Below are 22,066 nucleotides of genomic sequence, written 5' to 3' on the forward strand. Positions count from 1 at the left end.
CATTTCTGCTGATATTTCAGCCTTCTCTGCCGGGGGTTGGACAGAGGCGATGTGGTGAAACAGATCCCGATTGGCTACTGGGACATCTGGGCGATCAGCGCCTGGACGCGGCGCTGTTTGCGGGCGCGCAGCAGCTTGGCGAAGGAGCCCTTGGGCGGGCTGGCGTACGCGCCTTCGACGAGCCGGAACAGGATGTCGATGATGAACGCGGCGAGCACGTAGATGGCCGCCGCAGCGGTGTAGAGCACGAACGGCTGGAACGTCTGGGACACCAGGTTCTGGGTGACCCGCACGACCTCGAGCAGGCCGATCACGGTGAAGGTGGAGGTGTCCTTGAGCATGCCGATGAACATGCTGCCGATGTTGGGCAGGGCGACCTTCACCGCCTGCGGCAGAATGACGGAGAAGAACACCCGGGTGGGGCGCATGCCGAGGGCCTGACCGGCCTCCCGGTGCCCGTTGGGGATGGCGCTGAGCGCGGAGCGGAAGATCTCGGCCATGAACGCGCTGTACAGCAGCGACAGGGCGATGACGCCGGCCTGGAAGACGCTGAAGTTCACATCCAGCACCAACGAGACGCCGAAGTACACCCAGATGACGCTGACCAGGGCGGGCACGCCACGGAAGACGTTGATGTAGCCGACGGCGACCCAGCGCAGCGGCGACTTGGACATGCGCAGCACCGCGAGCAGTAGACCACCGACGACGGAGATGATCAGCGCGATGAGGGAGACCTTGACCGCGGTCCACAGCCCGTTGAGCAGGGCGTCGCGGTTGTCCCAGATGAGTCCCCAGTCGTAGTCGGAGAGGTTCATCAGCGCACCGCCAGGATGAACTCGCGGGCCCGTGGGCTCTCGCAGTTCTCGAAGAAGCCGCGCGGCCCCTGTTCGACGATCACGCCGTCCTCCATGAACACATTGAGGTCTCCGATCTCGCGGGCGAAGCCGAGCTCGTGCGTGACCACGACCATGGTCATGCCGGTCTCGGCGACCTCGCGCATCGTCTTGAGCACATCGCCGACCAGCTCCGGGTCGAGGGCCGAGGTCGGCTCGTCGAAGAGCATCACCTTGGGGTCCAGGGCGAGGGCGCGAGCGATCGCGACGCGCTGCTGCTGGCCGCCGGACAGCTGGCCCGGGTAGTGCGCGGCGCGCTGCAGCAGCCCGACGCGGCGCAGCGCCTCGGCCGAGCGGTGCTGGGCCTCGCCGCGCTTGACGTTGCGCACCGAACGCAGCGGCAGGGCAACGTTGTCCAGCGCGGTGAGATGCGGGAAGAGGTTGAACTGCTGGAAGACCATGCCGACCGTGCGGCGCAGTTCCAGGGGCTTGCCGCGACGAGTGGCCGGCACGCTGGGCAAACCCTTGGCGTATTCGACGCCGGCCACGCGCAGCGACCCGACGGTCGGCGGCTCGAGCAGGTTGATGGTGCGCAGCACCGTGCTCTTGCCGGAGCCGGACGGGCCGAAGATGACCACGTGCTCGCCAGGGTGGATGTCCAGGTCGATGCCGCGCAGCACCTCGAGGTCGCCGAAGGACTTGCGGATGCCGCGCAACTGGATGAACGGCTCGCCGCGAAGTGGGGACTCGACCGCCTCGTGGGCTGCACTTTGCGCACCGCTCATGCGCGGACCTCCGTCACACAGACAAACAGCTCGTCGGGGTCCTGGAAGTAGGCGTAGCGCCAGGTGCCCCCGCCGCCGAGATCGAGGGCGGCGGGCTCGCCGAGGAGCTTCACGCCGAGCGACACCAGGTGGTCGATCGCGATGTCGAGGCTGCGGGCGCCGATGCCGAACTCGAACGTGCCGAGGTGCCCCCACTCGCCGCGCATGTCGGGCGAGGCAGGGGTGTGCTGCACCGGCTCGAGCGCGCCGCCGAACGGGGTGGTCAGCAGCATCATGCGCATGCTCGGCGGGGTGCGGGTGCCGAACCACGGGTGCATCGGCTCGAAGTAGCCGCTGGACTCGAACAGCTGCCCGGTGAAGCCGAGGCTCTGGTAGAAGGCCTTGGTGCGGTCGATGTCGGTGACGCCGAAGGCGACGTGGTTGACGCCCTGGGGCAGCCCGGCCGGGTGGGGCCAGCCGGCCTCGAGGGTCGACCACTCGATCAGCTCGATCTTGGCGCCGTCGGGGTCCTCGACGTAGGACAGGCCGCAGTGTGTCTCGTAGGGCGGCAGGTCGGCCTCGTTGGGCTCCATGATGCCGGTGCGGCCGCGAGCGACGAGGTCACGGTAGAAGGCGGCCTGGCCGTTGACATGGACGCAGACCTCGCAGATGCCCGGCTCGCCCCACGCCTGGCCCTCGGGCTTGGCCGGCGACGTACGGTCGAGCAGCTGGACCAGCTTGATCGAGGCGCGGCCGAGCACGGTCGGGTTGGCGGTTCGCAGGTAGACCACCCGCGCCTCCGTTTCCCCGTGGCCGGTGACCGTCTGCAGCCCCGGCAACGGGCCGCTGTAGTCGAACGCGACGTCGGTGAAGCCGAGGTCTGCGTAAAATGGCAACGATTCGCCTATATCCGACACACCCACGCCGATGTGGTCCAACCCCATCAACGTGCCGAACTTCCGTGTGATGTCGACCATTCGTCGGGACACCCTCCTGGCCACACGCAGATCGCGTTGGCCGATGCTCGCACACCGTTCTAGTGGGCGCAATACGCACACCGAACCGCGATGCGAACGATTGCGCGCTTGACGCACAACCGTGATCGTTCCTAGCATCGCAGTACTCAGCGCCCCGCCAACGCGTTCTCCCTGCTCTTGGCGTTGCCCTCAACGGGCTTCCCGCGGGCTCTTTGATCAAGAGAAGAGGAGGCGTGTTTCGGTGACGTCACCAAAGCCGGTGCGGATCGGTGTCAAGCTGCCGCACACCGGCCTCACGGTCGGCCCGGCGTCGGTACCCCGACTGGCCCGCGAACTCGAGACGGCCGGCTTCGACTCGCTCTGGGTGAGCGACCACGTCGTGCAGCCGGAGGTCATCACCTCGCCCTACCCGTTCGCCGCCGACGGCAAGGCCACCTGGCCCACCGACACCCCCTACCTCGAGGCCATCGTCAGCCTCACCGCCGCCGCCGCGGTCACCGACCGGGTCCGCCTAGGCACCGCCGCCCTCGTGCTGCCCCAGCGCAACCCGGTCCTGCTGGCCAAGCAGGTCGCCTCCCTCGACGTGCTCTCCGGCGGCCGGGCCGTCCTCGGCATCGGTGCCGGCTGGCTGCGCGAGGAGTTCGACGCCCTCGCCGCACCCTTCGACGGCCGCGGCGCCCGTATGACCGAGTGGATCGCCCTGCTCCGCGACTGCTGGACCGGCCGCACCAGCGGGCACCACACCGGCAACTACAACCTCGCCCCGGGCATCCTCGCCCTGCCCGCCCCGGCGAACCCGGTGCCGGTCCTGGTCGGCGGGCACTCCCCCGTCGCGCTGCGCCGTGCCGGGCGCGTCGGCGACGGCTGGCTCGCCCAGCAGGCAGTGCCCACCCTCGACCCCGGGCACCTCGCCGCTGAGATCGCCGCGGTGCGTCAGGCCGCCGCCGACGTCGGCCGCGACCCCGCCGAACTCACCGTCGTGCTGCGCCTGGTCGAGTCGGCCGGCCGCCTCGACACCGTCGCCCGGCGCCTCGCCGACCTCCACGCCGCCGGTGTCGACGAGATCATCGTCGACACCTCCGCCGGGCTGCCCGGCGGAGACCTCAAGGCGGATCACGACCTGCTCCGCGACGCTGGGAGTACCTTCTGATGTTGCTGCAAGACCGCCTCATCGCCGTCACCGGCGGCGCCAATGGCATCGGCGCTGCCGTCGTCCGCCGCTGCGCCGAGCTCGGTGCCCGCGGCGTCGTGCTCGACCTCGCGACGAGTCTCAAGGGCGACCTGCCCGCGGGCTGGCACGAGGTCACGCTCGACGTGCGCGACGAAGCCTCGGTCAACGTCGCGCTCAACGAGGCCAGGCGGCTGCTCGGCGGCCTCGACGGCGTCGTCGCCGCCGCCGGGGTGGTGCCGAGCTGGCAGCCGGCCGCCGCGATGGACCTCGACGACTTCGACCGGGTGGTGTCGATCAACGCCCGCGGCGTCGCCGCCACCGTCAAGCACGCCGCACCGCTGCTCGGGCCGGGCGCCACCATCACCGTGGTCGCCTCGCTCAACTCCTGGCGCGGCGACCCCAACATCATCTCCTACGCCGCCAGCAAGCACGCGGCGCTGGGCATCGTGCGCTCCGCGGCGCTCGCCCTCGGCCCGGCCGGGGTGCGGATCAACGCCGTCGCACCCGGCCCGATCGCCACCGACGCGCTGCGCGGCCGGATGGCCTCCCGTGCCGCCAGCACCGGCCTGGATGTCGACGCGGCCCTGCAGGCGGCCGCCGCCGGCACCGCCCTACGCCGCATCGCCACCGCCGGCGAAGTCGCCGACGCCATCGCTTTCCTCACCAGCAGCCAGTCCTCCGGCATCACCGGCCAGCTGCTCAACGTCGACGGAGGCATCCTGTGAAGCCGGTCCTCGACGCCAACGCCCTGGCCGGCAAGACCGTCCTGGTGACCGGCGCCTCCCGCGGCGTGGGCGCCGCCATCGCCCAGGCCCTCGCCGCCGCCAACGCCAACGTCGTCGCCCACTGCCGCGACCACGTCGACGGCGCCGCCAGGGCCGTAGCCGCCCTGCCCGAAGAGCAGAAGCTGCTGCTCAAGGCCGACCTGCGCACCGCCGACGCGGCCCGCGCGCTGTGGCGGGAGGCAATGGCCTGGCGCAACGGCGTCGACGTGCTGGTGCTCAACGCCGCGGTCAACCTGGACACGCCGGTCGACGGCCCCGACCACGTCTGGGACGAGGGCTGGGCGGAAACCCTGCAGGTCAACGTACTGGGCGCCGGCGCGCTGATGCGCGAGGCCGTCCGCGCCTTCGCCGAGCGTGGGGAAGGCACCGTGATCGTGCTGTCCAGCTGGGCCGCCCAGCAGGGCTCCCGCCTGGTCGACATCAGCGCCTATGCCGCCTCCAAGGCCGCCATCCGCAACCTCGCCCAGACCTTCGCCCGCAACTATGCCCACCGCGGGGTGAAGGTTCACATCCTCGCCCCCGGGGTCCTCGACACCGGGATGTCCACCGCCGGCAAGGACGACGCCGCGATCGAGGCCACGAACCGGGGCCTCGCCATGGGCCGGGCGACCGGCGGCGACGAGGTCGCCTCGATCATCGCCTACCTCGCGACGGGCGCCGCACCAGGTCTGACAGGATCCACGCTGGACATCAATGGTGCTTCATACATCCGCTAACCGGGAGGTCATGGGCGTGGAGATCGACGAGGAGCCGGAGGAGCAAGCCGGAACCGCCACCGGACGCTCCCGCGACTTCGTGCAGTCCCTCGAACGGGGACTGGCGATCATCAGGGTGTTCAACACCGAACGCCCGTCGCTCACCGTCTCCGAGATCGCCCACCTGTCCGGCCTGACCCGGGCAGCCGTGCGACGCTTCCTGCTCACCCTCACCGAACTCGGCTACGTCTACGGCAAGAACAACCGCTTCGAGCTGACCCCACAGGTCCTCGAGCTGGGCTACGCCTACCTGTCGGCGCTGTCGTTCCCCGACGTGGCGCTCCCCCGCCTGGAACGACTGGTCGCGGAGACCGCCGAGGCCAGCGAGGGCTCGATCCTCGACCGCGGCGACATCGTCTACGTCGTGCGAGTCCCCGGTCCGGCGCTCATGACCATCTCGGTCAACGTCGGTGCCCGCCGCCCGGCGCACGCAACGGCCATGGGGCGGGTCCTTCTGGCCAACCTGCCAGCACCTGACCTGGACGACTTCCTGGCCCGCTACCCGCTCACCCCGGTACTGCCCCGCACGATCACCGACCCCGGCGAGTTCCGGGCCGCCCTCAAGCAGGTCCGCGAGGAGGGCTACGCCCTGGTCAACCAGGAGTTGGAGGAGGGCCTGGTCGCGATCGCCGTCGGCGTGCGCGACCGGCTCGGCCGGGTCCGGGCGGCGATCAACCTATCGACCCACATCGGCCGCAAATCGGTGGCGGACATGCGCGCCCTCGTTCCCAAAGTTCGCGAGGCGGCCGACGACATCGAACTGGGCCTTCGCCACTCCAACCATTGGGCCGACTGAACACCCGTTCATCCCCGAACCCCGGCATGAGCTGCGCATTGAGCTTCGTTGAGCCCTCGTGTCTCGCGCTTTTGCGATCTTGGTGGTGAGTTGCGGGGCGACACGCCGGGGAACGTGTACGGGGTTCGGCTCAGATGAGGAAACATCGACGTTGGCTTGCCTCACTCCTGCTGAAACCGCGCCTCGGCGAGCTCGAGCCGCTCGCCACCCTCGGCGGCTCCGACGTCGTCGCACAGCCCATCCTGGACGACACGGCGTCATCGCAGGAACTGATCGACACCGGCCACAAAGATCAACACTATCCTTGACTCCTGAAAGCCGCCCGCCGCGCCGGTCCGCCTCGACAAGCACGATGACGGCCGTGACAGCCTTGAGTGAATCGAGGATTGTCGTGGTGATCTCGTCGGAGGTACGCATCCCGTTGACGGAGAGCAGGTTGCTGCGCTGGGCGTACCAGCGCAGGACTGGACTCGTCACCTTGAGAGCGCCGGCCGCCGGCGACTTACGGGTTCTGGTGTCGTCACTACGGTGCTCGGTCTCAGCTGCGAGCAGTCGCCGTACCACCTGGTCGTCGGTCGGCAGGTGCAACGCGACCTCGGCGGCCATCCCGACCTCCACGCCCAGCTGAGCCACCGCCTTCGCCCGTGCGAGCGTCCTCTGGGGATTGAGAACTGGTGGGCAGACTTCTTCGTCCAGGGTCTGGGCCGGCCCCGACTGTTGTCGGGGCCGGCTTGGTGTGTTGTGGGTTTGGTTAGTGCTGGAGGAGTTTGGTGACGTTGTCGGCGGCGGTGGTGCCGTCGTTGAGGCCGATTTCGACGGCCTTGGGGCGGAACTTGGGGTCGAGGGCATTCTTGATGACGTCTTCGGAGCCAGGCCCGCCGGTGATGCGGACGACCTTCAGACCGTTGGTTTCGAGCTGCTTGAGGGCGTCTTCTTCGATGGTGTTGGACAGGTTCGGGGTGGGCATGCCGATGTAGATGATGGCGTCGAGGCGCTTCTCGGCGACGAGGGCGGCGGAGTAGGTGGTGCGGGGCGCGTCGGTGTAGTGCTGACCGTTGATTTCGACGGTGGGCAGGAAACCGGGGACGGCCGCGGAGGAGGCGACGGCGGCGGGGAGAGGGACCCCATCGGTGCTCTTCCAGAGCACGGTCTTGCCAGTCTCGGCGTTGACGGTGGTGGCACGGAAGTCCAGGGCGGGCCACTGGGTGGTAGGGAGCATGGTGGCGACGTAGCCGACGAGTTCGGCGCTGGTGATCGGCAGTTTCATGCTCATGGCGAGGGCGCCGATGCGCTTGTCGCGTTCCTCGATGGTGCCCTCGGTGGAGGTGAGCGCGGCGAGCATCTGGGGCGGGATGGCGCCGGTGGCGCCGGGGGTGACGGGTGCAGACTTGACGTTGCCGGTCTTCTCGTTGGTGACGAGCTGGTGCAGGTCGGCTTTGGAGCTAAACGCGGCGCCGGTGAACGCGCCGGCGGAGGTGCCGACGACGACGTCGACGACGTCGGGGGTGAGCCCGGCCTTGTCCTGCAGGGCGGCGAGCACACCGGTCTGCCAGGCGATGCCGGTCTCGCCGCCGCCGCCGAGGATAATCCCGACCCGCGGCCGCGCCGGGGTCGCTGATGCGGCGGTGCTGGCGGGCTGGGCGGTGTCGCTGCTGGACGATCCGCACGCGGCCAGCAGCGGCAGGCCGGCCGCGAGGACGGCGGCTGCGGCGAGGAACCGGCGGCGGGGGTGGGATCTGCGGTACGTGGACATAGGGGTTCCTTTCAAGGGATCTGCAGTTCGACGAGGGGTGGGTGGTCCGGCACTGTTGCCGGTTGCCAGGGCGCGTTGGTTGCTGACGCACCGGTTATCTGCGGGGGCTGTTTGACCAGACTGACTGGTCAGTTAGGCACAAGCAGCCATGTTCGGGCTCGTCAACTATCTGGATAGTTGATATTCGGATGTGGCTGGCGGCGGAGGGTCTCGCGGGGACGTGACGCGTCGGATTCACCTGCTCCGGTGCAGCTTCGCGGCGAGTGTTCGGTATGTGTGGGCGGGGCCTGGTGGGGTGCCTCGGCCTGATGGTTCGCCGGCTTTCCATCTATCCGGTTAGTCAGTCTGAGTCAGTAGGCCATGGCAGATACGCAGGCGACCCAGCCCCGATGGCGCGAGGCGGCGGCCGACGCGTTCGTGTCGCACGTCCCGCAGTCGCGACTGTCGAGTGCTGATCGAGTCGGCTGAGCACCACCGCCGGCTGAGAAGCCGCCACACCCCAGGGGCGTGCCCGTTGGGCTCAACGGGATTGGTCGGCGGCGCCGAGCTGCTGGAGCATGCCGAGGATGTCTTCGGCGAACCACGCTTCGCTGATCCAGCCGTCCCGCACGGTGTAGATGCCGATGCCGAGCCATTCGGCATAGTTGCCGGTTGCCGGGTGGTCGCGGAAGGTGCCGGTGTGGGTGCCGCTGTTGGTGAACCGGACGACGACCTTGTCATCGTGGCTGATCACCTCCTGGATGGTGAGGTGCATGCCGGTGAACGCCGTGCCGGCGTCGGCACCTAGCATCTGCCGGTAGGCGTCGATGCCGTACACGTCGCCGAGACTGCCACCGTGCCAGGCCAGATCTGCAGCCCACAGCTCGTCGAGCGACTCCAGCTCGCCGCCGTTGATCACCTCCTCCAGGAAACGGCGCACAACGGCCTCGTTGGCCCCGGTCTTGGTGATGTCGGTCATGATGACTCCTTGAACGTGCGACCGACGTGGCCGGTCAGGGGCTCGGGACTAGCGGTTGGTATCGGCACGGGGCGCGGCCGTGTCGCGGGTGGCCGGTGAGTTGGGCTCGGTCGGCGGCGGATCTGACGGTGGGCCTGCCGATACGGGCGGCCAGGGCGATGCCTGCCAGGGGCACACCCGTCGCGATCGGTGGCGTCGACGACGCAGTCGTCCAAGCCGGTTTCGGCACCGTAGGGCCCGGGCGTGGTGGCGGACAAGGTGCCGCCGCCACCGGCGCTGGGAGGGGCTACGCGAAAATGGTGTGGGGTAGTCAGGCCAGAAAGCCGCCGTCGACGGAGAAGAAGGTGCGAGTGATGTAGAAGGCCCGCTGCGACAGCAGGAAGCAAATGGCCTGCGCGGTCCCGCTCGGACGTCCAGAGCGGCCCATCGGCACCTTCGCCTCGGCCCGGGCCGTGGCCTGCGGGTCGGTGCGCGACAGCGGGGTCGCGATCACGCCTGGCTGCAGCTCGTTGATCCGCACGCCGGTAGTCGCATGTTCCAGCGCAGCGGCGCGGGTAAGCCCGCGTACGGCGTGCTTGGTGGCCGTGTAGGCGGTGTAGTCGACGTGGCCCCGGTCGGCGTCGACGCTGGAGACGTTGACGATCGCGCCGCCGCCGGCGACGATGATCGCCGGGATCTGGTACTTCAGGCCGTAGAAGGCCGCGTCCAGGTTGACGCCCATGACCTGCCGGTAGGCGTCGACGTCGAGGTCGACCAGACGGCTGGCGCCGCCGGACACCCCGGTGTTGTTGACCGCGAGGTGCAGCGCCCCGCCACTGCCGACGGCGAAGTCGACCGCGGCGGCTACCTGCCCCGGGTTGCTCACGTCGGCCGGGAATGGATACGCCGTGCCGCTGGTGGCGCGGATGCTGTCGGCTGCTTCCTCCAGCGGCCCTGGTCGCCGCCCGACGAGGATGACCGCGGCACCCTCCCGGGCGAGGTGCTCGGCGGTGGCCGGCCCGATACCGGTCCCGGAGCCGGTCACCAGGGCGACCTTCCCGGCGAACGGTTTGAGCGGGTCGATCATGTTCGTGCTCCTGTCAGCTATGGATCGAGACCCGGGGTCGCGTCGACGTCACAGCTAAAAAGTGGATGCCGGTGAGTCGTTCGCTCTCGGTCCACAGTCGTGCGCCTTCGGTGGGGTTAGTGGCGTCGGTGGACGGGTCGAGGCGTTTCGGGGTGCCGGAGGTCTGGTCCCGGCCGGCCGGGCCGTAGAAGCCGCCGCTGACGATGTCGGGGCTGGTGGCCGCGTAGAGCGACGGCCAGGCCGCGCCTTGCGGCGAGCTCATGGCGATGCGGCGGGTGAGGGCGATCACGGCCCGGGTGAGCGGGCTCTGGTTGTGCTGCTGCAGGTTCGTCACGGCCGAGCCGGGGTGTACCACGACCGGGGTGACGTTCGTCCCGGCCAGGCGCCGGGCGAGCTCGGCGGTGAACACGACGTTGGCCCGCTTGGACTTCGCGTAGGCGCGCATCGGGCCGTATCGGCGCTGGCTCATCACATCTTCCTGCCGGCCGACCCGCCACGTCGCGGCGATGGCGCTGACCGTGACGATCCGCGCGGCTAGCGCGCGCAGCAACGCGGGCAGCAGCCCGGCAGTAAGCGCGAAGTGCCCGAGGCGATTGGTGCCGAAGGTCAGCTCGAACCCGTCCGCGGTGGTACGCCGCTCGGGGATGTTCATCACCCCGGCGTTGTTGAACAGCATGTCAAGCGTCGCGGTCTTGGCCAGCCGCCCGGCCGCCGCCGCGATCAACGCCAGCGCCCCCAGGTCCAGGACCGCGGTATGCACGTCCGCGCCCGGCTGCTCGAGACGCAGCCCGTCGGCCGCCCGGTCCAGCTTGCGCTGGTCACGGCCAGCCAGGATGACCGTGGCGCCATGACGAACCAGCACCCGGGCAGTCTCCAGCCCGATACCGCTGTTCCCGCCGGTGATGAACGCCGTGCGACCCGACAGGTCAGGAATCTGCTCAGGCGTCCACTGTGACACGGTGCGCGTCGTAGAAGTCATGCTCAACTCCGGGATGAGGATGTGGCGTGACGAACGATGAAAGGAAACGGTGCGGCGTGCAGGAACGCCCCGACAGGGCCGGAACCCGGGCTCCGACCGCCTGGTCAGGCGGCGCGGAACGCGGCCACGGCCGCAGCAGCGGCCGTCCCGTCACGCAAGCCGAGCTCGACCGCACGGGGACGCAACTTCGGGTCGAGAGCCTCATGAATCAGCTCCTCGGAGCCGTCGCCGCCGGTGATCCGGACCACCTGCAGCCCGCTGGCCTCGAGCCGGTCGAGGGCCTCCTCCTCGACGGTGTTCGACAGGTTCGGCGTCGGCATCCCGACGTAGACGATCGCGTCGAGCTGCAACTCGGCGACCAGCCCGGCCGAGAACGAGTTCCGCGGCGCGTCGGTGAAGTGCCCGCCGTTGATCTCAACCGCCGGCAGGAAACCGGGGACCGCGGCAGACGACGCCACCGCCGCGGCCAGCGGCACCCCGTCCTCTCGCCGCCACAGCACCGTCTGACCCGTCTCCGCGTTCACCGATGTCGGACGGAAGTCGGCCGCCGGCCACTCCGGGCCGGGCAGCATCGTCGCCACGTACGTGACGAACTCCGCGCTGGAGATCGGCAACGACGTCTGCAGCGCCAGCGCGCCAACCCTGCGGCCGCGCTCCTCGATGGTGCCTTCGGTGGAGCCGAGCGCCGCGATGATCTCGTCCGGGATCGCGGACATCCCACCGCCGGCCGGCAGCGGCGCCGTCGCGACCTCGCCCTTGCGTTCGTTCTCGACCAGCTGACCCAGGTCGAGACCCGCGCTGAAATACAGCCCGGAGAACGCCCCAGCCGACGTCCCGACCACCACACCGACCGTCGCCGGGGTGATCCCAGCCCGCTCACCGAGCGCCGCAAGCACCCCAGTCTGCCAGGCGATACCGGTCTCACCACCACCACCGAGCACGACCCCGATCCGGGGACGCCTCGACGCGACGCCGCTGTTGGCTGTGCTGGTCTTCGTATGCATGTGATCACTCCTGGATGCTGGTGCTGGTTCATCTGACCGGTTAGTAGATGAGCGCACGAGACCTGACGAGTAAACTATCTGGTTAGTCGTTGTCGTCCATCTCGCTCGTCGGGTCAGCCGACCCCACAGCCTTCAACGTAGATGACATTCGCGTAGTCCCCGCAAGACCGCATTCAGCAGCGTCCCAGAGACCCGCCGACATGCGGGCGCGGTCACCGCTATCGGGACGTTGACACGATCCCAGGATGAGCAATGCTCAACTCAGCCTCGTCCTGACCGTCGCCGTCCGCGTTGGCGCCCCACAATCCCCTTACAGCTCCTAACGGAATGATCTAGGGACTTCCGTCCCTTGTGCACGATGATCTACAGTTTCGGCCGTGCGGAAGGGCGAGCTGCCGCCATGGATCGTGCCGGACGGGTTGTGGGTGCGGATCGAGCCCCTCTCGCCTCAGCACCCGCGGCGGTTGCGCAACCCCGGGTGGAAGCGGGTGCCGGACCGGCAGGTGCTGTGCAGGATTCTGTTCGTGCTGTACACAGCGATCCCCGTGGCAAGAGCGAGACGCCACTGGTCGCCGATGACACCGCCCTCGCGCGCGCCTGGCCGATCAGGGTCACACATCTGGTAAGCGAGCGCGACAATGTTGGCCTGGTTGTCGGAACGCACCGCATCGGACCACGGGGCCCAGCGCTTCCAGCCGACATCGGTAAGTCCCCCGACGCCGGATGCGCTGGCCAGCGCCGCCGTCGAACTGAACCCGGAGTTCGCCATCAGTTGCGCGGCCAAGCGAGGTGGGGTGAGCGTTGGGCAGGCGCCCGCCGCCCGGCCAACGACAGAAAGCATGCTCGCCGGAACCACGATCGGTGGCGCGGCACTGGGCGCCGCTGACGCGGGAATCAACCCACAGCCACAGCCGCGCCCGAGCAGCACCGCGCAGCCAGCCGTAAACATGCGACTCACTCGACTCTGACGGCGCCAAGCGGCAAGTCGTTGCACGGCGGTCCCCAGCTATCAAACTGACAACCGTCTACAGACGGCGCCGGTGCCAGAGGAGTTCAACGCCCACGCGTCTTTTCTGGATGGCGTGCCGGTCGAACTCTTCGATGCCCGCGTGCGTCGAATCTTCCGTCCCCTGGTGCCCGTGAGGGAGTCCGAAGATGTCTGGCAGTTTTCGTCCCCAACCAATCCCCGCGCTCCGAGAGAGCCAACCAGCGCCGCCGGAGTCGGCGTTGGAGTCCACGGCGGCGCGGCCCCCCAGCCCGGCCGCCCGGCCGCCGTCAGCGGTCGCGCGTGACGTGGCCATCCGGACACCCGCGCCAGCCCGGATCGTCTACACCTTTCCTGACCGGCCGTTGCACGTCGCCCGGCCGCGCGCCGCAGCCGTCGCCATTGTCGATGATCAACCGGTCGCCCGGGCCGGCTTTGAGCGGCTCACCAGTCAACTGGGCGGGCTGGTAACCGTCACCGCGTCGGTCGACGTGGTCGACAAGCTCGATCTGCGGTCGGGAAACTATGACCTCGTGCTCCTTAGCCTGCCACTGCACACCAACCGGCCGGCATTGGACATCATTGAGGAGGTGGCCTCCGTGAGCCGACCGCTCATACTGTCCGCCTGGGACCAGGCGCCGGCCCTGCTGCCGGTTGTCCGCGCCGGCGCACGCGCGTGCCTGACCAGACACTCCGATCAAGAGGCGATCACCGCCGCGCTCGAGGTGGTCGCCGGGGGCGGCTTCTATCTGTGTCGGCACCTGGTCGATTTGTTTCACGACGAACTGTCCCGCCCTGCAAAGGAAGATCCAAACCGGCTCGCGCCACGGGAAGTCGAGACGCTTCGCTTGATCGCCCAGGGCTACACGCAGTCGCAGATCGCTACACGAATGGGCCTATCACAGGCGACCGTCAACACCTACGCCAGGCGAATCCGCTCCAAGCTGAACGTCAACAACAAAGCTGCCCTGGTCCAGATGGCAATCAAGCTGGGCCACGTGGACGATGCAAGGTAACGGCGCGGCGACCGGCTCGACGATCCGGGTCGCATTGAAGGGGCTGGGGGACCCACTGCAGCATCAACGCGGCGCTGAGATCCGCCGCCGGACGGCGCAGTGATCTGGCCAGCAGCGATGTGGTCGTGGGGTTCGCCGGGTGCACAGTCGAGGACGTCGAAGGCCCTGGCGTGATGCTGACCCAGTCCAGCAGCGCCGACCTGATCGATTGCGCGGGTCGCGGGAACGCGACTGCACATGTGCGAACGGACCCGCGTCACGCTCACCGATTGCGACTTTTCCGAGACCGCTGGCCCCGGCATCCTCGTCGAGGGCACCGCGACACTGACCGCGACCGGCAGCCGCCTCCGCGACCTCGGCGGTGACGGAGTCCGGATTGGTGGCAGTTCCCGGCGCCCCGCCGCCGTGGCGGGTAGCGCGCCCGAAGGACTTGCCCGGGTCGTCGAGCCCGCCCCGGATGCCAAGGCGGCAGGGGTTTCAACTGCTGACGGTTGAGTGCTCTTTGGCGAAGTGGGGTGTGTGTTGACGCTCGGCGCATCCCTGGGGGTGGATGTGTCGTACCCTTCGCCGGGAACGCTGGCGAGTTGGTGCGGGCTACGTTGCTCGTCCTCCAAGGTGTAGTCGTTCGGTGGTCGTCCGAGGTGGCCGGGTCAGCTGGGTTCGGGCCGCCCGGCTGCTCGCGCCTCGGATTCGTGTCGATCGAACTCCCGGGCCAGTTGTACCCGGGAGCGCAGCTGAAGCTTGGCCAGGATGTTGGAGACGTGCGTCTGCACGGTGCTACGGGACAGATACAGTTCCTTAGCCACGCCAGGGTTGGACATTCCCCCGGCGACTAGCTGAGCTACCCGCAACTCGGCCGGGGTCAGCGCGGTCCAGCCGGTGGTGGCACGCCGGTGCAGGGTATGCGGCCCGCGCCGGATACCGTATTGGCGCAGGCGCTGGTCGGCCCGCCGCAGGTCCCAGGTCGCGCCGAGCCGGTCGTAGATGCGCACGGCGTCAGTGAACGCGGTCCGGGCCCGGGCGATGTCGCCGGTGACGGCCAGGCGTACGGCGGCCTCCTCCAGAAGCTGTGCCCGCAGCACAATCCACCCGACGCGCTGCTCGCACTCCTCGGCCTGCCGCAGCAACTCCTCGGCGTTGTCCCCCAGCAGTGCCTTGCAACAGTTTCCTGCCACGGTCATGGGAGTGTCACCATCGGCGTAGGGGTTTGCCAGGCACGCCTTAACGACCTGCCAGCCCGTGGCACTGTCCCCCGCCCTAGCCGCGGAAATTCCCAAGTCGATGATCCGCGAGCTGTTTCGGTGACGGTCCGGCTCGGACAGGTCCAGCCATGCCTTGCGACACTCAAGCGCCCGCCGCAAGTCTCCGCTGATCTCTGCCTGCAACGCCCGGATCTCGCTCAGATACATGATCACATCCGGTGTCGCATTGTCCAGAGAGGGTTCGGGGCCCTTGCCCATGCCGACGGCGGCGAGGTAGGCCTGGGCGCGGTCGGGCTGTTCCCTGCGCAGCGCTACCATGGCTGCCAATTCGTGGATCAGCACGCGCACCTCGGTGGCGCTGAGCTCTAGGCCGGGATCGTCCACGGTGAGCAACATCTCGTCCCAGTCGCCGCGCTCATAGCCGATCATTGCGGCCAGGTTCGTAGTCCAGTCAGCGACGTAGCCTGCCACTCCCTCGGCCAGCCGCCGGGTCGTTGCCAGCGTTGTCTGGACCTCGTGGGACAGGCCGAGGCGATGCAGTTCCTCAATCCGGCGGCTGTACAGCTGCAACCGCAGCTCCAGCGATTCTGGGTCATTGCCCAACGCGACTAGCGCCGCGTCGAGGTGCTGCAGCGCCGACCGGCGATCGCCAAGCCGGGCCGCCACGTGATGGGCATGCCCTATGGTCAATCCGTCCCCCGACCGCTCCGCGTCGGCGACCGACTCCGCGACACGTCGTCGGCCCTCGTCAGCCCGGCCGAGGTATGCCAGCGTCATTGCCTCCCAGGCTCCCAACTGGGCCCGAAACCGCAGGGGAAACCGGTCATCCACGACGCTCGCCAGCGTCCGCGCCTTCTCGTACCGCCCCTGCCGCCCGGCCGCCCGTACGGCGATCACCTGCATCCGGGCGGCTACCTCGCCGTCCACGACCCGCGCGGCCACCCGTGCGGCCACCTCACAGGCCTCCTCGTCATTACGGCCGGACCACAGCAGCACCTGTGCCAGCCGTGTCCCCAGTGCCACCCACCGGGGATTGTCTTCGGACACCTGCGCAAACGCCCGACCGAGCAGGTCCACCGACACGCCGAGCGCGGTATAGAGCAGTGACTGGGGGGCGGCAGCCAACCAGTCCAGCGCCCATTCGTCCAACACGGCCGGCCCCGCCAGCAGCTGCCGCGCCACCGTATCGGCTCGAGTTCCGGCCGCCGCCAACAGGCTCGCGAAATGTGCATGCAGGTCCGAGCGGAGCGCCGGCGCCGTCTGCCCCTCCAATACCTGCCGGATGAGCTCGTGGCGAAACTGCAGCCGATCACCGTCGCCGTTGAGCACCCCACCGGCCATGGCTTGGCTAGCGACATCCGTCACCTCTGCCACCGGCAGGCCGATCACTGCCGACCAATCCCGTGCCCGGAACTCGTTGCCCAGCAACGCCGCCATACGTAGGGAGTGCAGCGTCGAGTCGGGCAGAAAGCGCAGTTGACGTTCAATAGACTCGGCAAGCGACCGCGGAAGCCTCTGGCTGTCCCCAGTCAGCTCGGCCACGCCGGCGTTGATGGCAACAAGGCCCTCGCGCACCAGCGCCTCCAGCAATTCGTGCACGTAGAGCGGAATCCCGCCGGCGCGCTCCAACTCTCGGGACAGGCGCGGCCCGGGCTGGCCCACAAGACGTTCCGCCAACTGCCGCACCTCCGTGTCGACGAGTGGCGTCACATCCAGCACCACACCACCGCAGCTACCGGCCATAGCACGCAACCGGCCGACCGCCGCCCGGGACGAACCCGGTCGGCAGGTTCCCATCAGCAGCAGCGGAATCTGATCCACCGAACGGGCCAGACGGTTCCATATCAGCAAGCTCGGCTCGTCCGACCAGTGCAGATCCTCGACGATCAAGGCCACTGGCCCGGCCATGCAGAGCTGGTCCACCAACGCCAACATGAGCTCCGAGGCCGCGAGCACCGGATCAATGCCAGCATCCGCATCGCCCTGCAACAACCGCGCGATGCGCACCCGCAACTCCTCGACCGCATGCGTGGACACCCGCAGGCACTCTGCCATCAACCGCAATGGGAACGGTTCCATCAGCTCGTCGCCGGCCCCGCGTAGCACCTGACACCCGGCCGCCGCAGCCTGCTCGGCCACCAGGTCCACCAGTGCCGTCTTCCCGACGCCGGGCTCGCCTTCGATCCACGCCACCCCGCCCCGACCCGCCTGCACCCCGGCGACAAGGGCGTTCAGCACAGCCAACTCCGGCCCTCGACCCACGAACGCGGCAGTCGGTAGTCCCATGGGCGGGACTATGTCACAAACAACAAAGATTGTGTAATGCCTATGTCGGCGCTCGCTGGACTACAGCTCGGTAAAACTTCTGATCAAGGAGACCCACCTGATGACCGTGACGGGCCCGGCAGCCGTGGATACTGCCGCGGTGGTCACGAACGATCGGTTTCCTACGGCCGCTCAGCACGATGCTAGCCCACCCATCTGACCGTCCACACCAGACAGTTAAATGCGCGGGCGTCGGCCATCCGGGACGCCGGATCCCCAAACGCATCGACAACCGTGAAGCTCTTACGCGCGCCGAAAAACGCCCAGGATCTTGAATTCAGACGAACTGCGCATCCAAACCTCATCGGCGGATCGAGGCTCAGGGTATCCGAACGTCCGGGAAAGCCCGGGCCGAGGTTGCCGCAGGCCATGACCTTGCATGGAAGGCGGATCTCACTTGCCGAGTCCTGTCACCTCGCGCATTTGCCGTACCGCGTAGTACGCCCGGGACTTGACCGTGCCCTCGGGAATGCCGAGCAGCGTGGCCACTTCGGCGGCCATCCGGCCACGGAAATAGAGCTCGACAAGCACAGCGCGGTGCTCTGGAGTCAACGAACCCAATGCCCTTCGGACGGTCTGGACCGTGAGCAGCTGTTCGATGGCATCATGCGTGGACGGCAACCCCGAAACATCGATGGCTCCCACCTCCATGGGCCGGGCGTCGCGGGCCCGAAACGCGTCGATGGCCACTCGCCGCGCCACGGTGAACATCCAGCGCCGGAGAACGCGGAAATCCGCGGGCAGGTTGTCCCGATTGCGCCAGGCCCGTAGCAGCGTCTCCTGCAACAGATCCTCGGCAGCCTGCCGTTCACCTGTCATTCGCAGCAGGAACCGGTAGAGCGGACGCGCGTTCTCCCGGTACAGGGTCCGCATCCACTCGTCGGTCCTCGCAGGGCCATGATCGCCCACCTGTTGCTCACATGACGGTTCGGCGATCATCTTCGGGGCCGACAGAGCCACGGCGTGAGCCCTCCTTGACAGTCTCGTCTGTGCCCAGTCAGCGTCATCTGGTCAAGGACTCGAGTCATCCGTCAAGTCACCCATTTCTTGACGCCGCCACAAGTTCGGTGTGGTACAGCAAGAGCCGTCCCGTTAGTGCCGATCCGACGGCTCGTCGACACCGATCGGGACTGTGGCGGATAGCGAGGTTCCGCCGCCGGTAGGGCTGTCGATCGTCAACCGGCCGCCAACCGCCTCACTGCGGTCCACGAGACCGGTGAGCCCAGATCCGCGTGAGAGGATCGCACCACCGACTCCGTCGTCGCGGGTGACGAGATGGAGAAACCTCGTCCCGCACCTCCGCCTCGACACGGATGACGGTCGCCTGCGCATGCTTCGCCGCGTTCGTCAGTGATTCCGGAACAACGTAATACGCGGCCACCTCGATTCCTGCGGGCAATCGTCGGTTGACGACGGGTGAACCTCGACCGGGACCGGCGAGCGGCGGGCTAGCGCCTTGGCAGCCGGTCCCAGACCGCATTCGGTCAGGATTGCCGGGTGAATGCCTCGTGACAGCTCCCGTAGGCCAGTCAAGACGTCATTGAGGCGAACGGCCAGTCCCGATAGCTGTTCCTTGACCTGCCCCAAGTGAGGGGCAAGGCCGCCTCGGCCGCACGAAGCTCGAGTACGAACGAAAGGATCTGCTGTTGCGCGCCGTCGTGCAGATCGCGCTCGATGCGTTGGCGCGCTTCATCCGCGGCAGCGACAATCCGGGCACGTGATGCGACTAGCTGGCTGCGATTCTCAGCGTTCACGATGGCGGTAGCCACAAGTTCGGTGAAACCGTCTATGCGCGCCTCGGCATCGGCCAGCAATGGTTCCGGCCGCATGCACGAGACTGTCGCGATTTGCTCACCGAGCCATCGATGCGGATCACGCCAAGACGCTGGCCCGACAAGAGATCCGATCATTGGTCAGGTTCCATCCGCCGAACGATCGATGTGTTGCCGGACCGCCAGGCTGCACCGTCGACCTGAGGCTGCGCGAGCACGCCGCCTGCGGCCTACGCCCGAACCAGGCGGTGCTCCGGCCACCGCGGAGCTGCCGTACGCCACGGAGCCCGACCGCGGGTCAATGAAGGTCCCGGCGATCACATGTGCATACTGGCACAGTAATAGGCGCGTTGCGTCAGAGAGAGGGTGCAGGTTGCGCAGTTGGCTGATCACAGGCTGTTCCCGTGGGCTCGGCCGCGCCTTGGCCGAGACGATCCTGGCGGAGACCGCGGACCGCGTGGCCGTCACGGCCCGAGACCCCGAGAAGGTGCAGGACCTCGTCGAACTCTACCCCGAGCGGGCGTTCCCGTTCCGGCTCGACGTGACCGAGCCGGAACAGGTGCACGCCGCTGTGAACGCGGCGATCGGCTCCCTCGGCAAGTTGGACATCGTGGTCAACAACGCTGGTTGGGCCGAGATCTCCTCGTTCGAGGAGACCCCGCAACAGTCATTCCGCGACCAACTGGAGGTCAACTTCTTCGGCGCCGTCGAGGTCTGCCGCGCCGTCGTACCCCACTTTCGTGCGCGCCGCGCCGGCCACATCGTGCAGATCTCCGCAATCAGTGGGCGGTTCGGCGTCGCCGGCCTTAGTGCCGACACGGCCGCAAAGTTCGCCATCGAAGGCTTCTCCGAGACCCTTGGACTCGAACTGGCTCCACTGGGCATCGCGGTCACGCTAATCGAGCCCGGCGGCATCCGTACCGGCTGGGGCGGCGCGTCCATGCACATCGGACCGATCGGACCCGACTACGACGAGACCGTCGGGCGACTTGCCCGGCTCATCCAGGCCAACCTCGGCCAGGAGCCGAGCGACCCGACCCTGTGCGCCCGCGCCGTTATCACCGCGGTCGACGCCGCCGAGCCGCCCCTACGCCTCGTGCTTGGACGCGATGCCCTCCAAGCCGTGACGGCCAGCGACCGCACCCGTGCCGAGGCCGACCAGCAGTGGCGCGCGGTGACCGTCAGCGTCGACAACCCGGGGCCGGCCTAACGCCACTTTTCGCTAGTGTCGGGCGTTGGAGTACCAGGGGGTGGTTCCGGGCACCGATTGGGATCCCGCCGCCAGGGATGTGCTGACGGTGCCCTGAGCCGTGGAACCCTTGCGGTTGGCTATTCCGCTGGCATGTTGGAGCAGGTTCCGTACGGTGATGGTCGGGCCGTCACGGTCGGCGCCTTGGTTCGGGAAGCGATTCACCCCCGGCAGGTAGGTCTCGACCGGCGCGTCAAGCTCGACGGGGCCCTCATCAACGAGCTGCAGAATCATAGCGAACCTGCGCGCTCCGCAGTTGCGACGGCGGCGAACGGGCCGCGCGGGGCCGACCGGGTTGCCGCGCTGGTCGTTGCCGTCGGAGTTGGCGGCGTGGTGGTTTCGAGGCGGGGCGGCGCGGTGGGGCCATCGCATTGGTCTGGTGTTTCGTCCTGGACCGGTGCCCAGAACCGGGACCCACGGTCAGTGGCCTGCCTTGAGCAGGGTTGGAGCGCTGGCAATGTTGAGCTCGCCAGCGAAGAAGTCGGTGAACGACTGCCGGAGGCCCTGCTTGCGTTGGACGGCGGCGTCAAGGAACGCATCGGCGATCTGCTCGGTGGTGACGTTGTCCGCGGCGATGCCGTGCTTGGCGGCTGCGCGGCCGCGCATGGCGTTGGTCCAGTTCATCCCGGCTTTGGCGCCGGTGTGGGCGGTGTCGTGCAGCATGACGCGCCACTGCGCGTCGGGTATCCGTTCGAACGCGGTCAGGACCGGGTACGCCGCGGCGACGTTGAGCTTCACGCCGGCGGGCAGGGCACCAGCGAGGTGGGCGCGGTAGAGGCTGTGCGGCACGGTACGGCTGACCGGGTTGTACGACAGTGACAGCGCGTCCTCGTGACAGTGTTTGAACGCTTGACCGAGGTCGATGGCCACCATGCCGCCGGCGGAAGCGCGCAGCAGGTTTTCCGGGTGCCCGTCGTGGTTGCTCACCGCGTAGGTTCCGACGTGGTAGCGCACGATCGCGTCGACGTCGACCTGTGTCCAGCTGCCTGGCGAGGCGGGGAAGTGCACAGCGCCGGACAGCAACGGCTGCACAGAGCCGTGGTTGCCGCCCACAATGGTGCGGTAGACCGGCACCGCTGGCAGGCCGACGGCGGCGAACACCGTCGAGGCTTCGGCTTCGGCGGCGGCCCGGGCGCCCCCGCTGGAGTCGTGCTTGAACAGCCATTGCTGGCCGTCCGGCCCGGTGTGCAGGCTCTTGGCGTGCGTTCCGCCGAGGTAACTGGCCGAGGTGCCATTGCCGAAGTCCCAGCCGATGATGGTCTCGGTGTCGAGCCGGGCGGGCAGGCCAGAGGCGTCGACAGTGGCGTGTTCGAGCTCGGCAACGAGGCTGGCGTACGGGGTCGCCCACTGCGGGCGCATGCCCCGGACGGCGGAGCCGGGTGTCTTCCTGGTCGGCACAGATGCATTGGCCAAGCCGGCCGCCCCACGCAGTGAAATCCGGAGCTGGACCTTCACGAATCACCACTTTCATAGGTTGACCTCGCCGCATATCCGCAAGTACCGCCCAGCGGTGTGCCACCCAACACCGACGACAATTGATCCGTCATTGCGCGGAACCGCCGTTGTTTGGGTATCTGGCCGGTGTCGCAATGGTGGTCTCGTGCCAGCTGGGAGCCCAGCGGTGAACCACCAGGGCCGGGCAGGTCAGGTCGCGCAGCGTGAACCCCTCGGGCATG

The 22,066-nt window shown here is 68.3% G+C and carries 21 protein-coding genes; 7 read left to right on the forward strand and 14 right to left on the reverse strand.

What is annotated here, in order from left to right; translation table 11 throughout:
* Positions 1-74: 74 nt before the first annotated feature.
* From ABZS66_RS33325 to ABZS66_RS33335, 3 genes are read right to left on the reverse strand one after another with little or no spacing between them, the layout of a single operon-like run.
* Entirely contained in the window at positions 75-815 is a 741-nt protein-coding gene (locus ABZS66_RS33325; protein WP_354764698.1) for an amino acid ABC transporter permease, read from the reverse strand.
* Positions 815-1,618: an amino acid ABC transporter ATP-binding protein gene (locus tag ABZS66_RS33330; RefSeq protein WP_354764700.1), complete on the reverse strand. Its 804-nt coding sequence runs from the start codon at positions 1,616-1,618 to the stop codon at positions 815-817. The genes ABZS66_RS33325 and ABZS66_RS33330 overlap by 1 nt, the downstream gene beginning before the upstream one ends.
* Positions 1,615-2,712 carry a VOC family protein gene (locus ABZS66_RS33335; protein ID WP_354764702.1) on the reverse strand — a complete coding sequence of 366 codons (1,098 nt, stop codon included), beginning with the start codon at positions 2,710-2,712 and terminating at the stop codon, positions 1,615-1,617. Before ABZS66_RS33335 ends, ABZS66_RS33330 begins: the two co-directional genes overlap by 4 nt.
* Before the next feature lie 103 nt (positions 2,713-2,815).
* Here ABZS66_RS33335 and ABZS66_RS33340 point away from each other — a divergent pair, with 103 nt between their 5' ends.
* From ABZS66_RS33340 to ABZS66_RS33360, 5 genes are all read left to right on the forward strand, one after another.
* Complete coding sequence (locus ABZS66_RS33340) at positions 2,816-3,724, forward strand: LLM class F420-dependent oxidoreductase (protein WP_354764704.1); 909 nt, start codon at positions 2,816-2,818, stop codon at positions 3,722-3,724.
* Positions 3,724-4,470: an SDR family oxidoreductase gene (locus tag ABZS66_RS33345; protein WP_354764706.1), complete on the forward strand. Its 747-nt coding sequence runs from the start codon at positions 3,724-3,726 to the stop codon at positions 4,468-4,470. Before ABZS66_RS33340 ends, ABZS66_RS33345 begins: the two co-directional genes overlap by 1 nt.
* Entirely contained in the window at positions 4,467-5,246 is a 780-nt protein-coding gene (locus ABZS66_RS33350; RefSeq protein ID WP_354764708.1) for an SDR family oxidoreductase, read from the forward strand. The genes ABZS66_RS33345 and ABZS66_RS33350 overlap by 4 nt, the downstream gene beginning before the upstream one ends.
* 16 nt (positions 5,247-5,262) lie before the next feature.
* Positions 5,263-6,081 carry an IclR family transcriptional regulator C-terminal domain-containing protein gene (locus ABZS66_RS33355; RefSeq protein WP_354764710.1) on the forward strand — a complete coding sequence of 273 codons (819 nt, stop codon included), beginning with the start codon at positions 5,263-5,265 and terminating at the stop codon, positions 6,079-6,081.
* A 134-nt stretch (positions 6,082-6,215) separates the two neighbouring features.
* On the forward strand, positions 6,216-6,389 hold the full coding sequence (locus ABZS66_RS33360) for a hypothetical protein (RefSeq protein WP_354764711.1): 174 nt from the start codon (positions 6,216-6,218) through the stop codon (positions 6,387-6,389).
* Positions 6,390-6,832: 443 nt separating this feature from the next.
* Here the strand turns inward: ABZS66_RS33360 and ABZS66_RS33365 are convergent, their stop codons facing one another.
* The 6 genes from ABZS66_RS33365 to ABZS66_RS33390 form a co-directional block, all read right to left on the reverse strand.
* The gene (locus ABZS66_RS33365) at positions 6,833-7,834 is read right to left on the reverse strand and encodes a patatin-like phospholipase family protein (protein ID WP_354764713.1); all 1,002 of its coding nucleotides are present in this window, start codon (positions 7,832-7,834) and stop codon (positions 6,833-6,835) included.
* A 520-nt stretch (positions 7,835-8,354) separates the two neighbouring features.
* Positions 8,355-8,792, reverse strand: coding sequence for an ester cyclase (locus ABZS66_RS33370; protein WP_354764715.1), 438 nt, complete (start codon positions 8,790-8,792; stop codon positions 8,355-8,357).
* A gap of 310 nt (positions 8,793-9,102) precedes the next feature.
* A complete protein-coding gene (locus ABZS66_RS33375; RefSeq protein ID WP_354764717.1) occupies positions 9,103-9,858 on the reverse strand; it encodes an SDR family NAD(P)-dependent oxidoreductase in 756 nt (251 codons plus the stop codon).
* Between the two features lie 13 nt (positions 9,859-9,871).
* A complete protein-coding gene (locus ABZS66_RS33380) occupies positions 9,872-10,837 on the reverse strand; it encodes an oxidoreductase (protein WP_354764719.1) in 966 nt (321 codons plus the stop codon).
* A 104-nt stretch (positions 10,838-10,941) separates the two neighbouring features.
* On the reverse strand, positions 10,942-11,841 hold the full coding sequence (locus ABZS66_RS33385; protein WP_354764720.1) for a patatin-like phospholipase family protein: 900 nt from the start codon (positions 11,839-11,841) through the stop codon (positions 10,942-10,944).
* Positions 11,842-12,289: 448 nt separating this feature from the next.
* Positions 12,290-12,625: a hypothetical protein gene (locus ABZS66_RS33390; RefSeq protein WP_354764722.1), complete on the reverse strand. Its 336-nt coding sequence runs from the start codon at positions 12,623-12,625 to the stop codon at positions 12,290-12,292.
* 509 nt (positions 12,626-13,134) lie between these two features.
* Between ABZS66_RS33390 and ABZS66_RS33395 the strand changes: the two genes are divergently transcribed.
* On the forward strand, positions 13,135-13,842 hold the full coding sequence (locus tag ABZS66_RS33395; protein ID WP_354764724.1) for a response regulator transcription factor: 708 nt from the start codon (positions 13,135-13,137) through the stop codon (positions 13,840-13,842).
* Between the two features lie 650 nt (positions 13,843-14,492).
* On the opposite strand, the gene ABZS66_RS33400 is transcribed toward ABZS66_RS33395, so the two are convergent.
* The 3 genes from ABZS66_RS33400 to ABZS66_RS33410 all read right to left on the reverse strand — a co-directional run bounded on the left by ABZS66_RS33400 (position 14,493) and on the right by ABZS66_RS33410 (position 19,198).
* Positions 14,493-17,330, reverse strand: a complete 2,838-nt coding sequence (locus tag ABZS66_RS33400) for an AAA family ATPase (RefSeq protein ID WP_354764726.1) — start codon at positions 17,328-17,330, stop codon at positions 14,493-14,495.
* A gap of 432 nt (positions 17,331-17,762) precedes the next feature.
* Positions 17,763-18,329 (reverse strand): sigma-70 family RNA polymerase sigma factor, encoded by a 567-nt coding sequence (locus ABZS66_RS33405; RefSeq protein WP_354764728.1) that lies wholly within the window; start codon positions 18,327-18,329, stop codon positions 17,763-17,765.
* A 569-nt stretch (positions 18,330-18,898) separates the two neighbouring features.
* Complete coding sequence (locus ABZS66_RS33410; RefSeq protein WP_354764730.1) at positions 18,899-19,198, reverse strand: histidine kinase; 300 nt, start codon at positions 19,196-19,198, stop codon at positions 18,899-18,901.
* 244 nt (positions 19,199-19,442) lie between these two features.
* Here ABZS66_RS33410 and ABZS66_RS33415 point away from each other — a divergent pair, with 244 nt between their 5' ends.
* Positions 19,443-20,351, forward strand: a complete 909-nt coding sequence (locus ABZS66_RS33415) for an SDR family NAD(P)-dependent oxidoreductase (RefSeq protein ID WP_354764732.1) — start codon at positions 19,443-19,445, stop codon at positions 20,349-20,351.
* 12 nt (positions 20,352-20,363) lie between these two features.
* Here the strand turns inward: ABZS66_RS33415 and ABZS66_RS33420 are convergent, their stop codons facing one another.
* On the reverse strand, positions 20,364-20,624 hold the full coding sequence (locus tag ABZS66_RS33420) for a serine hydrolase domain-containing protein (protein WP_354764734.1): 261 nt from the start codon (positions 20,622-20,624) through the stop codon (positions 20,364-20,366).
* Positions 20,625-20,810: 186 nt separating this feature from the next.
* Complete coding sequence (locus ABZS66_RS33425) at positions 20,811-21,788, reverse strand: hypothetical protein (protein WP_354764736.1); 978 nt, start codon at positions 21,786-21,788, stop codon at positions 20,811-20,813.
* Between the last annotated feature and the right edge of the window lie 278 nt (positions 21,789-22,066).

This window comes from Dactylosporangium sp. NPDC005572, from assembly GCF_040605515.1.
In the GTDB taxonomy this organism is placed as follows: domain Bacteria; phylum Actinomycetota; class Actinomycetes; order Mycobacteriales; family Micromonosporaceae; genus Dactylosporangium.